Origin of the sequence: Streptococcus oralis subsp. oralis (assembly GCF_002096445.1) — a bacterium.
GTDB classification, from domain to species: domain Bacteria; phylum Bacillota; class Bacilli; order Lactobacillales; family Streptococcaceae; genus Streptococcus; species Streptococcus oralis_N.
The window spans coordinates 60,711-74,224 of record NZ_NCUK01000013.1 but is presented as its reverse complement, the minus strand read 5'-3'; the positions used below and the strand labels follow the sequence as shown (position 1 = coordinate 74,224).

Here is a 13,514-nt window from a genome sequence, read left to right as displayed (position 1 = left end):
GTGAATTTGGTGTGAAAAGTGGTGTGAATTTTGCTTAAAATCATCAAAAAAACACCCCATGGTGTGAACCATGAAGTGTTTTGAAACGTTGATATAATCGTATTGATTAACGTTTTGAGAATTGTGATGCTTTACGAGCTTTCTTAAGACCTGGTTTCTTACGCTCAACTTTACGTGAGTCACGAGTAAGAAGTCCTGCACGTTTCAATGAATCGCGGAAGTCTGGGTCTACTTGAAGAAGGGCACGAGCGATACCATGACGGATAGCTCCTGATTGGCCAGCGTATCCACCACCTACAACGTTAACGAAAACGTCGTATGAACCTACAGTTGAAGTAACTGCGAATGGTTGGTTGATTACAAGACGAAGGTCAGCGTGTGGGATGTACTCTTCAACATCTTTTTTGTTAACAGTGATTTTACCAGTTCCTGGAACAAGGCGAACGCGTGCAACAGCGTTTTTACGACGTCCAGTACCTGCATATTGTGCTTGTGACATACTTTAATTGTTCCTTTCCTTAGATAAGTCCTGAAATATCAAGAACTTCTGGTTGTTGTGCAGCGTGAGTGTGCTCAGCTCCAACGAATACTTTCAATTTCATACCTTGAGCGCGGCCAAGAGTATTGTGTGGAAGCATACCTTTAACTGATTTTTCGATCAAACGTACTGCATTTTTAGAACGAAGTTCACCAGCAGAGATTTGTTTCAATCCACCTGGGTGGTTTGAGTGAGTGTAGTAGATCTTATCAGTTGCTTTTTTACCAGTCAATTTAACTTTTTCAGCATTGATAACGATTACGAAGTCACCTGTATCAGTGTGTGGTGTAAATGTTGGTTTGTTTTTTCCGCGAAGTACGCTAGCAACAACTGCTGAAAGGCGTCCAAGAGGTACATCAGTTGCGTCAACAACGTACCATTTGCGTTCTACTTGGCCTGGTTTAGCCATGAATGTAGTTTTGTTCATGATTTCTCCTATATGAATATCGTTTTTGTTTACTGGGCGGATGTTCCGGTCCGCGAGGTATTTGAAAGGTTCCGGGGCCTTACAAATGGGGTAAACAATACCGTCTACTATCATACCAAATTTCACTACTAAAAGTCAATAGATATGAAAAATATTTTTGCCGATTTCAGTGTTTAACATCTAGAAAAACCTCGCTTTTGCGAGGCTTTCCTATTTATAAGCTAAGGCACGTTTAAAGGTTTTCCAGATTCCCAAATCATCCGTTTGAAGGACTAGACTAGCATACATGCGTCCGATAAAGGCTGTCGCAGTGACTGCAAAAACAACCGTTATGGCAAGCGAAATCCAAGCTTCTAGACCACTTGCATACCCATTTATAGCTCTAAATGGCATAAAGAAGGTCGAGATGAAAGGAATATAGGAACCAATTTTCAGAACTAAATTGTCCCCAGCAGCACCTAGAGAAGTCACACCGACAAATCCTGCGATAATCAAGATCATCAATGGTGACAAAGCCTTTCCTGAATCCTCAGGGCGAGAAACCATAGATCCTAGGAAGGCTGCTAAAACAACGTACATAAAGAGGCTAACCAAGACAAACAATAAGGTATTGAGCGAGAAAGCCTCTCCTATATGGTTTAAAATACCAGATTGTGCCAAGATTGGTAGGTCTTTAAAGAGCAGAATGGCAGCCAGTCCACCCACGACGTAAATGCCAATATGAGTCAAAATCACAAGAAGTAGAGCCAGCATGCGAGCGTAGAAATAATGACTTGCTCGGATACTAGAGAAGACCACCTCCATGATTTTGGTTCCTTTCTCGCTAGCTACTTCCTGAGCAGTGACACTAGCATAGGTAATCAAAATCATATAAAGGAAGAAACCAAGCCCTGCGGCCGCAATGGTTTGAACAATTTTTTTGTTTTCCTTAGATTCATCAATCTTCTCAGTAAAATCAACGGTTTGACTCAGGCGCTTTTCCTGCTCTTGGGACAAATTAGCCGCTGAGCGATTGAGTTGGTATTGAAGCTCATTGAGTTTATTGGTTACTGCTAGTTTGATGCCTGTTTCAAGAGAAGTTTCACCATGGTAAACGGCTTTGATGACACTATCCTCTTGATCAATGGTTAGGTAACCCTTGATTTTTTCATCCTTGATAGCAGCTTGGGCACTGGCTTCATCCTTATAATCCAAGTTGATACCATTGGTACCCTTGAGCCCTTCTTCCACAGATGGTACAGTTGTTACTACTGCTATCTTACTATTCTTGGCCATAGAAGACCCTTGGAGAAAGCCGATTCCTACAGATAAGGCCAAAAAGAGGAACGGCGAAATCACCATAAAGAAGAAACTCCATGACTTAACATGTCGAAGATAGGTTTCCTTCATTACAACCCACATATTTCTCATACTTCCACCCCTGATTCTAGTTTAAAGATTTCATCGATTGTTGGAGCTTGCTGGTCAAAGGTCGCGATGTATTGACCTTGAGTGAGGATTGGGAAGAGTTCTCTTCCAGCGCTCTCATCATCTAGGATCAATTTCCAACTACCTTGCTTGGTTAAGCTCACCTGTTTGACATGAGGAAGTTTTTCCAGTTCTTCCTTGCTTCGTTCACTTGAAACAAAGAGACGTGTTTTCCCGTATTGATTGCGAACATCCTGAACTGGTCCATGCAAGACTGCACGCCCATCTCGAATCATGAGAATATCATCGCAAAGCTCCTCGACATTGGTCATGACATGGTCTGAAAAGATAATGGTCGCACCACGCTCTTTTTCTTTTAAGATGACCTGCTTGAGCAGTTCAGTATTGACTGGATCCAGTCCACTAAAAGGCTCATCCAGGATAATCAAGTCTGGTTCATGGATTAGAGTAATAATCAGTTGGATTTTCTGCTGATTCCCTTTTGAGAGACTCTTGATTTTGTCGGTCAATTTGCCCTTCACTTCCAATTTTTCCATCCATTGAGGGAGTTTTTCCTTGACCTCCTTGGCATCCATGCCCTTTAGAGTCGCTAGGTAGCGAACTTGTTCAAGGACGGTCAACTTGGGCATAAGGCTGCGTTCTTCAGGCAAATAACCTATCCGAGCGTAAGTCTCCTGACGAATATCCTGCCCATCCAGACTGATCTCTCCTTGGTACTCCAAAAATTTCAACATACTGTGGAAAATCGTTGTTTTCCCAGCACCATTCTTCCCGACCAGCCCTAGAATTCGTCCTGGACTTGCCTGAAAATCGACACCAAACAAGACTTGCTTGGAACCGAAACTTTTCTCTAGATTTCTTACTTCTAGCATCTTCCACCTCCGAAATATGTTGCACTTATTATACTCCTTTTTGATAGCCTTTACAACGATTTATGTCCATTTTATCGGATTATAAGTAGCAAAAGTATCCTTTCTCTAATAAATTTTAGGTGCTTCAGTGATATCTTTAGTATAACTCATTAAAGACCTTCTGAGATGGCTTCCTCCTCAACTATCGCTTTTCTCTTCTGAACTGTCCTTTTGAAACTAAAAATCCACCCCGAAGGATGGATTGATGAGTTAACGTACTTCTGCATGGACTTTTTCTTCGAGAGAAGTTTGGATTTTTTCCATGTAACGTGCGACTTCTTCGTCCGTTAAGCTATCTTCTGGATTTTGGAAGGTTAGGCTGTAAGCCATTGACTTCATACCAAGTCCCAGTTTCTCACCTGAGAAGACGTCAAAGAGTTTGATATCTGTCAAACGTTTCACGCCGGCAGCTCGGATAGCGTCTACAACTTCTTGATGAGTGACTTCTGCCTTGAGGAGTAGGGCCACGTCACGGCTGACTGCTGGGAATTTTGTGATTTCCACAAATGGAGCAGCTGGTTGAAGGGCAACTTCGATGGCCGAAAGGTTAAGCTCCGCTACATAAGTTTCTGGAATATCGTAGGCCTTGGCAGTGACTGGATGCACTTGGCCAAGGAAACCAAGAACTTGGTCGCCGAGTGAAATCACGGCCGTACGCCCTGGGTGGAGACTTGCAATCTCAGCTGTTGCTGTATAGGTCACTTCTAGTCCCAAGCGAGTAAAGAGGGCTTCAAGGATTCCCTTAGCATAGAAGAAATCAACTGGAACTGCTGCCGTTTGGAAATCTTTTTCTGCAACCAATCCAGTTAAGGCAAAGGCAAAGCTATTGATCTCATTTGGTAGATCTTCTTTTGGATCGCCTGTTTGTTCAAAGACTTTTCCAATCTCGTAAAGAGCCAAGTTTTTGTTCTTACGAGCCACGTTATAGGCCACCGTATCCAAAATACCTGAGACTATATTTTGACGGAGGACAGAACGGTCCACTGTCATTGGCCACATAAGTTCTGTAAGGTTACTTGGTTGAGCCGTAAACTCAACTGCTTTTTCAGGAGTTGTCAGAGCGTAGGTGATGATTTCTGTCAAACCTGCTCCTTCAGCGATGGTACGAACTTGACGGCGCAATTTTTGTGTCGCAGTCAATTCGCCAGCTGTACCGTCATCTTTTGGAAGACTAGTTGGCAAGCGATCATAACCATAGATACGAGCGATTTCTTCAAAGAGGTCCGCTTCGATGGTGATATCCCAACGACGACGGGGGACGCTGACTGTAAAGCTTTCTGCATTGCCAGAAAGGCCAAAGCCAAGACGACGGAAAACGTCTTCTACATCTGCGTAGGAAAGCTCTGTACCAAGGACACGGTTAACGTCTGCAAGGGTTGAAGAAACTTCTACATCAGAGGTGTCAAGCTCACCCGCTGAAACGATTCCCTTACGCACCGTAGCACCTGCAAGTTCTGCAATCATGCTAGCCGCCGCATCAAGGGCTTCGTTAACAGTTGCCACGTTGATCCCTTTTTCAAAGCGAGAAGATGATTCCGAACGAAGGTTGAGGCGTCCGCTAGTCTTGCGGATGGATTTACCATTGAAAACAGCCGCTTCAAGGACAACACGACTAGAATTTTCAGAGATTTCTGTTGCTTGACCACCCATAACACCTGCAAGGGCTACTGGCTTGTCTGCGACAGTGATGACTAAGTCAGTTTCTGCAAGTTCACGTTCTTCACCGTCCAAGGTCACTAATTTTTCACCAGCACGCGCTTCACGTACGCGGATGTCAGTCCCTTCAAAGGTATCCAAGTCAAAGGCATGCATCGGTTGACCAAAGTAAAGCAGGATGTAGTTGGTTACGTCCACTACGTTATTGATCGGACGAATCCCTTCGTTCATAAGAAGGTTTTGCAACCATTGTGGACTTGGTGCGATGGTCACGTTGTCCAAGATACGGGCTGCATAGTAAGGCGCCTTATCCGTTTCAATGCCTACAGAAAGGGCATCTGCTGCAGCTTCATTTGTTTCTGTTAAACTGAATTCTTTAAAGCTAACTGCCTTGTCATAGATGGCTGCCACTTCGTGCGCTACTCCACGCATAGATAGAGCGTCTGCACGGTTTGGCGTGATAGAAAGTTCGATGATTTCGTCATCCAAGTCTAGGTAAGAGAAAACTTCATCCCCAGGAACAGCATCTTGAGGCAAGATTTGGATACCATCTGCGAATTCCTTTGGCACAACTGAGTCAGAAATACCTAATTCACCAAGGGAACAGATCATTCCAAGTGACTCTAAACCACGGATTTTCCCTTTTTTAATCTTGTAATTATCAGCAATACGAGCTCCCGGAAGTGCCACCATGACCTTGATACCAGCACGCACATTTGGGGCACCACAAACGATCTGACGGGCTTCTTCTTCGCCAACGTTAACCTGACAAACATGGAGGTGAGTTTCTGGTACATCTTCGCAAGACAAGACCTCACCGACGACAATTTTTGAGAGACCGGCAGCCGGTGATTCCACACCTTCGACCTCAATCCCTGTGGTTGACATTTTTTCAGCCAACTCTTGTGATGGCACATCAATGTCCACCAATTCTTTTAACCATTTATAACTAACTAACATATATAAGATACCAAGGGCTATGCTGAAATCTAGATGACATTCCTATATTTCCTTTGACCCTCGTTTAGATCCTTTCATTTTGTGTTTTCCAACTTTTGTTTGGTTTAGTAAAAGCTCTTATCCCTTACCATCTCTAAATAATAAAAGTTTTTAGCCACAACTCTATGAACATACCCTTTCTATAAAGTTGCATTTTTATATATAAAATGTAACTCCTATGCCAAGAAATATTTCATTTAATGCTCATAGAATTGATAATTATTTTTTCACAACCACCATCAATTAATTTTTTTAAATTTTGATAACCAGGATGATAAACAGCATAAAAATTTAGTTCTATTTTAAAATCTGAGTTTTCCAAAACTTCTTCTAATAACTCTTCTATAAAAAAAATAAAATCTTTTCGCTTACTCTTTGCCAAAGCACCACAAACATAAATATTTAACTTTTCTTCTTTTGAATCTTGAGACAATATTTCTAATTGTTTAATTAATTTTTTATATGATTGTTTTCGGAGATTCTTTTCATTGTCATCTTTTATGGAGAGAATTACATTATCCATATCAGATTCAACAACATTAGGAAAAAGATCAGTTACATATGAACCATACAGATTTCTCCAAAATGTTTCTGATTTCATAGTTAGAAATCTTAAATGACGATCATTTATATTAGAATGATGAAACGAAGAAAAATTACTATCAGGTGAATGTTCTCTTTTAGCTGAGGGATTTACCATAAGAATAATATTTGAAGGATTTATAAAAGCCTTTTGATTATTTCTTATAGCTTCCTCAAAGGAAATATCATCAGAAGTTGCTATATCATTATTTTTAGATTCTTTATAAATAGCGAATGAAGAAATATCACCAAACTCCTCTAAAAGTTTATTATAGTTTTGTTCCGAAATCATAAAATATCCTCATGTTTGATTCATTATTTAAACTGTTCTGAGAAGCGGACATCCCCTTGGTAGAAGCCACGGATATCGTTGATTCCGTAACGGAGCATGGCTACACGTTCTTGTCCAAGACCAAAGGCAAAACCAGAGTAAACTGTCGCATCGATACCACTCATTTCAAGGACACGTGGGTGAACCATACCGGCACCCATAATCTCGATCCAACCTGTTTTCTTACATACGTTACAGCCTTCTCCACCACACTTGAAGCAGGAAACATCCACTTCAACAGATGGCTCTGTGAATGGGAAGTAAGATGGACGCAGACGGATCTGACGCTCTTCACCAAACATTTTTTGCACAATCAACTGAAGCGTTCCTTGCAGGTCCGCCATAGAAATGTTTTTCCCTACAACCAATCCTTCGATTTGGTGGAATTGATGACTGTGGGTTGCATCATCCGTATCACGACGGAATACACGTCCTGGTGAGATCATCTTCAAAGGACCTTTTGAAAAATCATGGGCATCCATGGCACGCGCCTGAACTGGAGACGTATGAGTACGGAGCAAGATTTCTTCAGTGATATAGAAAGTGTCCTGCATATCGCGAGCTGGATGGTCTTTTGGAAGATTCATCCGCTCAAAGTTGTAGTAGTCTTTTTCAACTTCAAAGCCATCCACGACTTGGTAACCCATACCGATGAAAATATCTTCGATTTCCTCACTGGTTTGTGTGAGAATGTGACGGTGACCAGTCGCAACAGGTCGACCCGGAAGGGTCACATCGATGCTCTCGCTAGCAAGTTGTGCTTCAACTTTCTTTTCTTCCAAGAGCTTTGCCGTTTCTTCAAAGGCCGCTGTCAAGACATCACGAGCCTCGTTGACGTGTTTCCCGATGATTGGACGCATCTCAGCAGAGACATCCTTCATCCCTTTAAGAATTTCGGTAAGGGATCCTTTTTTACCTAGGACAGAGACACGCAAGTCTTGCATCTCTTTTTCATTTTCAGCAGTAATCTGCTTCAAGCTAGCCAGCGTTTCTTCGCGAAGCGCTTTTAATTGTTCTTCAATAGTTGACATAATTCCTCCATAAGTCTCTCGTAGATAAAAAGAAAACCACATGTCAAAAACTCCACTCGGAGCGTTGACACGCGGTACCATCCGTTTTCATCTGACAAGTCAGACCTTCATTTCTAAATCCATGCGCAAGTGAATTCACCCAGCTTTCATATAGAGAGCTTGCAGTCACGGCTCTCCTCCCTGATATACTTCCCTTGAGGTACTAGTCTTGCGGATTTCTATTCAATTACTACTTAGTTTATCAGATTTTCACCATTCTTGCAAGACCTATCTCACTTCTGTATGCCTTTAAATCGCCATTGGAAGCGAAGCTTGTCATAGAAAGGAAATTCGATAAACAAGACTCCCAAGCCCACACAGAAACTGGCAAGAACATCTGATGGGTAGTGAACTCCCAGATAGACCCGAGATAGTAGCACACTGACTAGGTAGAAGCCAAGGACGATTTGCGCAATTTTTCTCCAAACCGGATCTTTAATCCGTTGACTGAGAATGACAATCAAAGTCCCTACCATCAGAGTCACTGCCAGAGAATGCCCACTTGGAAAAGAAAATCCTTTCTCCTCTACCAGATGTAAGATAGCTGGTCGTGGACGCTGGTAAATATTTTTAAAGGTCACGATCAAAAGACCGGCTAAGGCTAGATTACCCGCCATGAAGTAGCTTTCTATCTTCCACTGCTTACGATAAAAGATAACGGCTGCGATGGCAACCCAGGTGATAATCACTGGGATATCAATCAAATGCGTAAGGGCACGGAACAGAACTGTCAAATAATCTGGCAAGTTCCCACGAAGAGCAGTCTGAATCGGTTGATCAAAACCGACCAGCGTTTCGGGGTAAAACTTGACCATATAGCCAAGAAGGACGAAAAGTAAAAGGGCAAAACTGCCCTTCATTAAAAATGTTTGTTTATCTCTCATAATGTTTTAAGGTTGGTTTCAAGAGGACATATAACAACCAGAATGAAACGGCAAAGATGATACCCTCAATCAAGTTAAAAGGTAATACCATAGTCATTAGGTAGTTGGAAAGTCCCAAAATTTTTCCAATATCAAAGTTGGCAAACTTCGCGTACAAAGGAACAGCATAGACATAGTTGAGAAGCAACATGGCAGAAGTCAATCCGATAGTCCCTGCTAGAGATGCTAGTAGAAAACGAAGAGTGCTACGTTCCTTTTTCCAAATCAAACCAAAAGCGATAACAAAAACTCCCAAGGCTACGATATTCATTGGCAAGCCAATGTAAGTATTCACTCCCTGGCTATTGAGAAGCAACTTCAAGAGTGATCGCAACAAGAGAATCCCGAGAGCAGCAGGCAAGTCCATGACCACCAAGCCCACAAGGACTGGCAAGATACTAAACTCGATCTTGAGGAAGGTCGCCGCTGGCAAGAGCGGAAAGTCAAAGTACATCAGCACAAATGAAATGGCTGATAAAATCGCAATGGTCGAAAGTCGACGTGTGTTTGTCATAACAGGTTCCTCCAATTTTCTATAAAATCAGAAGAAGTTGGAAAGGATCCCTCTATCTATTCTCAATTTTTATATCCCAAAAGTTCCCCCTCACTCTTTTGAGCAAGCGGTTGCAATTTATCTATAAACTCATCCGAACAGACAAAGCTATTCTTTCGTCTTCTCCCATCCAGACTATACTGTCGGTTGTGGAATCACACCACATCAGCTTGCGCTCGCGGACTTCTTTAACTAAGATATTTTGGATTAATCTAGGCGTCGCAGTCGAAGATAATACTTAAGTATATCGAGACAAGACAACGAAGAGTAAGCCAAAATAGCTAGTTAAAGTCACCGCCGGTCGGGAATTACACCCAGCCCTGAAGACCCCTTTATCATAACAAAAAACGCTTGCAAGTGCAAGCATTTTGATTATTTCAATTTATCTGCTTCATAGGTGTGAACAAGCTCAAGACCTGCAAAATTTTGCTGACGGAGAGCTTCGTAGACGATCATGCAGACGGTATTAGACACATTGAGACTGCGGACGTGTTCATCATTCATAGGAATACGGAGAGCCTTCTCAGGATGTTCGCGCATGAAGTCCTCAGGCAAGCCCTTGTCTTCACGTCCAAAGAGAAAATAATGATCTTCGCCAGTCGATAAATCTGCCTCAGAGTACACCTTCTCAGCAAATTTCGAAATCAGATAGAGTTTTCCCTTCATCTGAGACATGAAATCTTCCAAGCTGTCATAAAAATAAATATCTAACTTATCCCAATAATCTAATCCAGCTCGCTTCATCTTGCGGTCATCAATCGGAAATCCCATCGGTTTGATGATGTGAAGGGGAGAATTGGTCGCAACGCAAGTACGCGCAATGTTACCTGTGTTTTGTGGAATCTGAGGTTCAAATAATACAATGTGATTTGTCATGACTGGCTTCCTTTTATCATTACAAAAAAATAGCCACACTGCCCGGAGTCAAGCTCAGCAAACAGCGTGGTTAAGGCATCGTTAACTTACCTCACAACAGGTTTGAAGTAAATCAGCGAAACTACTTCCTTAGTATAACACTTTCAGAATCATTGTCAATAGAAATGACTTGATTTTTTTACTTTTTTTAATGATATTTTCATGTTTGGTCATCCCCTTTCTGAAAAGGTATAGTAAAAGAGCCAAATCACTTCAAATCGGAGACATCGTCATAGAAGTTAAACAAATGTATCTTCAAAACGTGAAAAGGTCTTTCTTCCCTTAAAAATCGCCTTAGTAAGTGCATTTTTTGCTAAAAAAGGGTATGATAGTTACATCATGAAAAAGTAGGTTTTTTATATGAAAATTGTCCTTGTTGGTGGAGGGAAAGTTGGTTTCGCCCTCTGTCGTTCACTGGTTGCAGAAAACCATGACATTGTCCTCATCGAACAAGATGAGGCTGTCCTCAATCACATTGTCAGTCGCTATGATATCATAGGTCTCCTTGGAAATGGTGCTGACTTTGCCATCTTGGAGCAAGCCAGTGTTCAAGAGTGCGATATCTTTATCGCCCTAACCGAACACGATGAAGTGAATATGATTTCAGCGGTACTTGCTAAAAAAATGGGCGCTAAAGAAACCATCGTTCGGGTGCGAAATCCTGAATACTCTAATGCCTATTTTAAAGAGAAAAATATTCTTGGATTTTCACTTATTGTTAATCCAGAACTCCTAGCAGCGCGTGCGATCTCAAATATCATTGATTTCCCTAATGCCCTCTCTGTCGAACGATTTGCTGGAGGTCGGGTCAGTCTCATGGAGTTTGTTGTCAAGGATTCTAGCGGTCTTTGTCAAATGCCAATCTCAGACTTCCGTAAAAAATTTGGGAATATTATTGTCTGTGCTATGGAGAGAGATCATCAACTGATGATCCCAAGTGGTGATGTTATTATTCAAGACAAGGATAGGATTTTTGTTACGGGAAATCGTGTAGATATGATGCTTTTCCATAACTATTTTAAATCTCGTGCAGTGAAAAGCTTACTTATCGTTGGAGCTGGGAAGATTGCTTATTATCTACTCGGCATTTTAAAAGACAGTCGCATTGATACCAAGGTCATCGAGATCAATCCTGAAAGAGCTCGTTTCTTCAGCGAAAAGTTCCCCAATCTCTATATTGTCCAAGGAGATGGAACTGCAAAAGACATTTTGCTGGAAGAAAGTGCTCCCCACTATGATGCAGTCGCAACCTTGACTGGGGTTGATGAGGAAAACATCATCACCTCAATGTTTCTTGACCGTGTTGGCGTCCATAAGAATATCACCAAGGTCAACCGAACAAGCCTTCTAGAAATTATCCACGCGCCTGATTTTTCGAGTATCATCACACCAAAAAGCATCGCAGTGGATACCATTATGCACTTTATCCGTGGTCGAGTAAACGCTCAGTATTCAGACCTTCAAGCCATGCACCATCTAGCAAACGGTCAAATTGAAACTCTCCAATTCCAAATCAAGGAAGCTAATAAAATGACTGCCAAACCTCTATCACAGTTGAAATTGAAAAAAGGAGTTCTCATCGCAGCCATTATCCGAAAAGGAAAAACAATCTTCCCTACTGGAGAGGATATGCTTGAGGTGGGAGACAAGTTACTCGTGACGACCTTATTGCCAAATATCACCAAAATTTATGATTTGATTGAGAGGTAAAAAATGAATAAAAGTATGATTCGTTACCTCCTCTCAAAACTTCTCTTGATTGAGGCTGTTCTTCTCCTAGTTCCTGTTAGTGTAGCGATCTATTACCAAGAATCCAGTCAAGTATTTATCGCTCTCTTTTCTACGATTGGAATTTTAGTCCTTCTCGGTGGTCTAGGCGTTTTACGGAAACCGAAAAATCAACGGATTTATGCCAAGGAAGGGGTTTTAATTGTTGCCCTCTGTTGGATTCTATGGTCTTTCTTTGGTGGCCTCCCCTTTGTCTTTTCAGGACAAATCCCAAGCGTCATCGATGCCTTCTTTGAAATCAGTTCTGGATTTACGACTACAGGAGCAACTATTCTGAACGATGTTTCCGTCCTCACTCGTTCCCTCCTCTTCTGGCGAAGTTTCACCCACTTGATCGGAGGGATGGGGGTACTCGTCTTTGCACTTGCCATTATGGACAATGCTAAGAATAGCCACTTGGAGGTGATGAAGGCTGAGGTCCCTGGACCTGTCTTTGGCAAGGTCGTATCCAAGCTAAAAAACACTGCCCAGATTCTCTATCTGCTTTATCTGGCTCTCTTCTCCCTTTTTGTGGTTATCTACTACCTAGCAGGCATGCCTCTCTATGATAGTTTTGTCATCGCTATGGGAACGGCAGGAACTGGGGGCTTTACCGTCTATAACGACGGAATTGCCCACTATGGTAGCTCACTCATCACCTATCTAGTTAGTATCGGAGTGTTGGTTTTTGGGGTTAACTTCAATCTCTACTACTACCTCATGCTCCGTCGGGTTAAGGCTTTCTTTGGAGATGAAGAACTACGAGCATATATCATCATTGTCCTAGTTTCTACAGGCTTGATTACGCTTAATACGCTCCACCTCTACCAAGGTGTCTCTAAGAGTGTTGAAATGGCCTTCTTCCAGGTTTCCAATATCATCACGACAACAGGTTTTGGTTACGGAGATATTACCAACTGGCCCCTCTTCTCCCAATTTATCCTCCTCTTCCTCATGGGAATCGGTGGATCGGCTGGCTCAACTGCAGGTGGTCTTAAGGTGATCAGAGGACTTATCCTCTCTAAAATCGCAAAAAATCAGATTTTGTCCACTTTATCCCCTCACCGTGTTTTGACCCTACACGTCAATAAAACTGTGATTGATAAGGATACCCAGCACAAAATTCTTAAATATTTTGCTATCTATATGATGATCATTCTTTCTCTCATCTTTATCGTCAGTCTTGATAGCAATGATTTTCTAGTCGTGACCAGTGCGGTCTTCAGCTGTTTTAACAATATCGGACCTATTCTAGGTACAACCTCGAGTTTTTCCATCTTTAGCCCCATCTCTAAAATCCTCCTCTCCTTTGCAATGATTGCGGGTCGCTTAGAGATATACCCAATTTTGCTACTCTTTATGAAACGTACCTGGTCCAAACGCTAATGATAATACAATTCCCCTTTTACAAGCT

General features: G+C 42.0%; 12 protein-coding genes and 1 riboswitch. Of the genes, 2 read left to right on the top strand and 10 right to left on the bottom strand.

The window, feature by feature from the left end:
• Positions 1 to 106: 106 nt before the first annotated feature.
• From rpsI to B7721_RS03785, 10 genes are all read right to left on the bottom strand, one after another.
• Complete coding sequence (gene rpsI, locus B7721_RS03830) at positions 107 to 499, bottom strand: 30S ribosomal protein S9 (RefSeq protein ID WP_000075973.1); 393 nt, start codon at positions 497 to 499, stop codon at positions 107 to 109.
• Between the two features lie 19 nt (positions 500 to 518).
• The gene (gene rplM, locus B7721_RS03825; RefSeq protein ID WP_001044624.1) at positions 519 to 965 is read right to left on the bottom strand and encodes a 50S ribosomal protein L13; all 447 of its coding nucleotides are present in this window, start codon (positions 963 to 965) and stop codon (positions 519 to 521) included.
• A gap of 210 nt (positions 966 to 1,175) precedes the next feature.
• Positions 1,176 to 2,375: an ABC transporter permease gene (locus B7721_RS03820; protein ID WP_084877585.1), complete on the bottom strand. Its 1,200-nt coding sequence runs from the start codon at positions 2,373 to 2,375 to the stop codon at positions 1,176 to 1,178.
• Entirely contained in the window at positions 2,372 to 3,265 is an 894-nt protein-coding gene (locus B7721_RS03815) for an ABC transporter ATP-binding protein (protein ID WP_084877584.1), read from the bottom strand. Before B7721_RS03815 ends, B7721_RS03820 begins: the two co-directional genes overlap by 4 nt.
• 249 nt (positions 3,266 to 3,514) lie before the next feature.
• The gene (gene pheT / locus B7721_RS03810) at positions 3,515 to 5,920 is read right to left on the bottom strand and encodes a phenylalanine--tRNA ligase subunit beta (RefSeq protein WP_084877582.1); all 2,406 of its coding nucleotides are present in this window, start codon (positions 5,918 to 5,920) and stop codon (positions 3,515 to 3,517) included.
• A 232-nt stretch (positions 5,921 to 6,152) separates the two neighbouring features.
• The gene (locus B7721_RS03805) at positions 6,153 to 6,833 is read right to left on the bottom strand and encodes a hypothetical protein (protein WP_000622616.1); all 681 of its coding nucleotides are present in this window, start codon (positions 6,831 to 6,833) and stop codon (positions 6,153 to 6,155) included.
• A 23-nt stretch (positions 6,834 to 6,856) separates the two neighbouring features.
• Positions 6,857 to 7,903, bottom strand: coding sequence for a phenylalanine--tRNA ligase subunit alpha (gene pheS / locus B7721_RS03800; RefSeq protein WP_084878852.1), 1,047 nt, complete (start codon positions 7,901 to 7,903; stop codon positions 6,857 to 6,859).
• Between the two features lie 272 nt (positions 7,904 to 8,175).
• Positions 8,176 to 8,826 carry a phosphatase PAP2 family protein gene (locus B7721_RS03795; RefSeq protein WP_084877581.1) on the bottom strand — a complete coding sequence of 217 codons (651 nt, stop codon included), beginning with the start codon at positions 8,824 to 8,826 and terminating at the stop codon, positions 8,176 to 8,178.
• Positions 8,816 to 9,379: an ECF transporter S component gene (locus tag B7721_RS03790; RefSeq protein ID WP_084877579.1), complete on the bottom strand. Its 564-nt coding sequence runs from the start codon at positions 9,377 to 9,379 to the stop codon at positions 8,816 to 8,818. Before B7721_RS03790 ends, B7721_RS03795 begins: the two co-directional genes overlap by 11 nt.
• A 153-nt stretch (positions 9,380 to 9,532) precedes the next feature.
• Positions 9,533 to 9,750, bottom strand: a riboswitch (FMN riboswitch).
• Between the two features lie 40 nt (positions 9,751 to 9,790).
• Positions 9,791 to 10,294: a tRNA (cytidine(34)-2'-O)-methyltransferase gene (locus tag B7721_RS03785; protein ID WP_084877577.1), complete on the bottom strand. Its 504-nt coding sequence runs from the start codon at positions 10,292 to 10,294 to the stop codon at positions 9,791 to 9,793.
• A 399-nt stretch (positions 10,295 to 10,693) separates the two neighbouring features.
• Between B7721_RS03785 and trkA the strand changes: the two genes are divergently transcribed.
• Both trkA and B7721_RS03770 read left to right on the top strand, forming a co-directional pair.
• Positions 10,694 to 12,043, top strand: coding sequence for a Trk system potassium transporter TrkA (gene trkA, locus B7721_RS03775; protein WP_084877576.1), 1,350 nt, complete (start codon positions 10,694 to 10,696; stop codon positions 12,041 to 12,043).
• A gap of 3 nt (positions 12,044 to 12,046) precedes the next feature.
• On the top strand, positions 12,047 to 13,486 hold the full coding sequence (locus tag B7721_RS03770) for a TrkH family potassium uptake protein (RefSeq protein WP_001043431.1): 1,440 nt from the start codon (positions 12,047 to 12,049) through the stop codon (positions 13,484 to 13,486).
• The last annotated feature ends 28 nt before the right edge of the window (positions 13,487 to 13,514 follow it).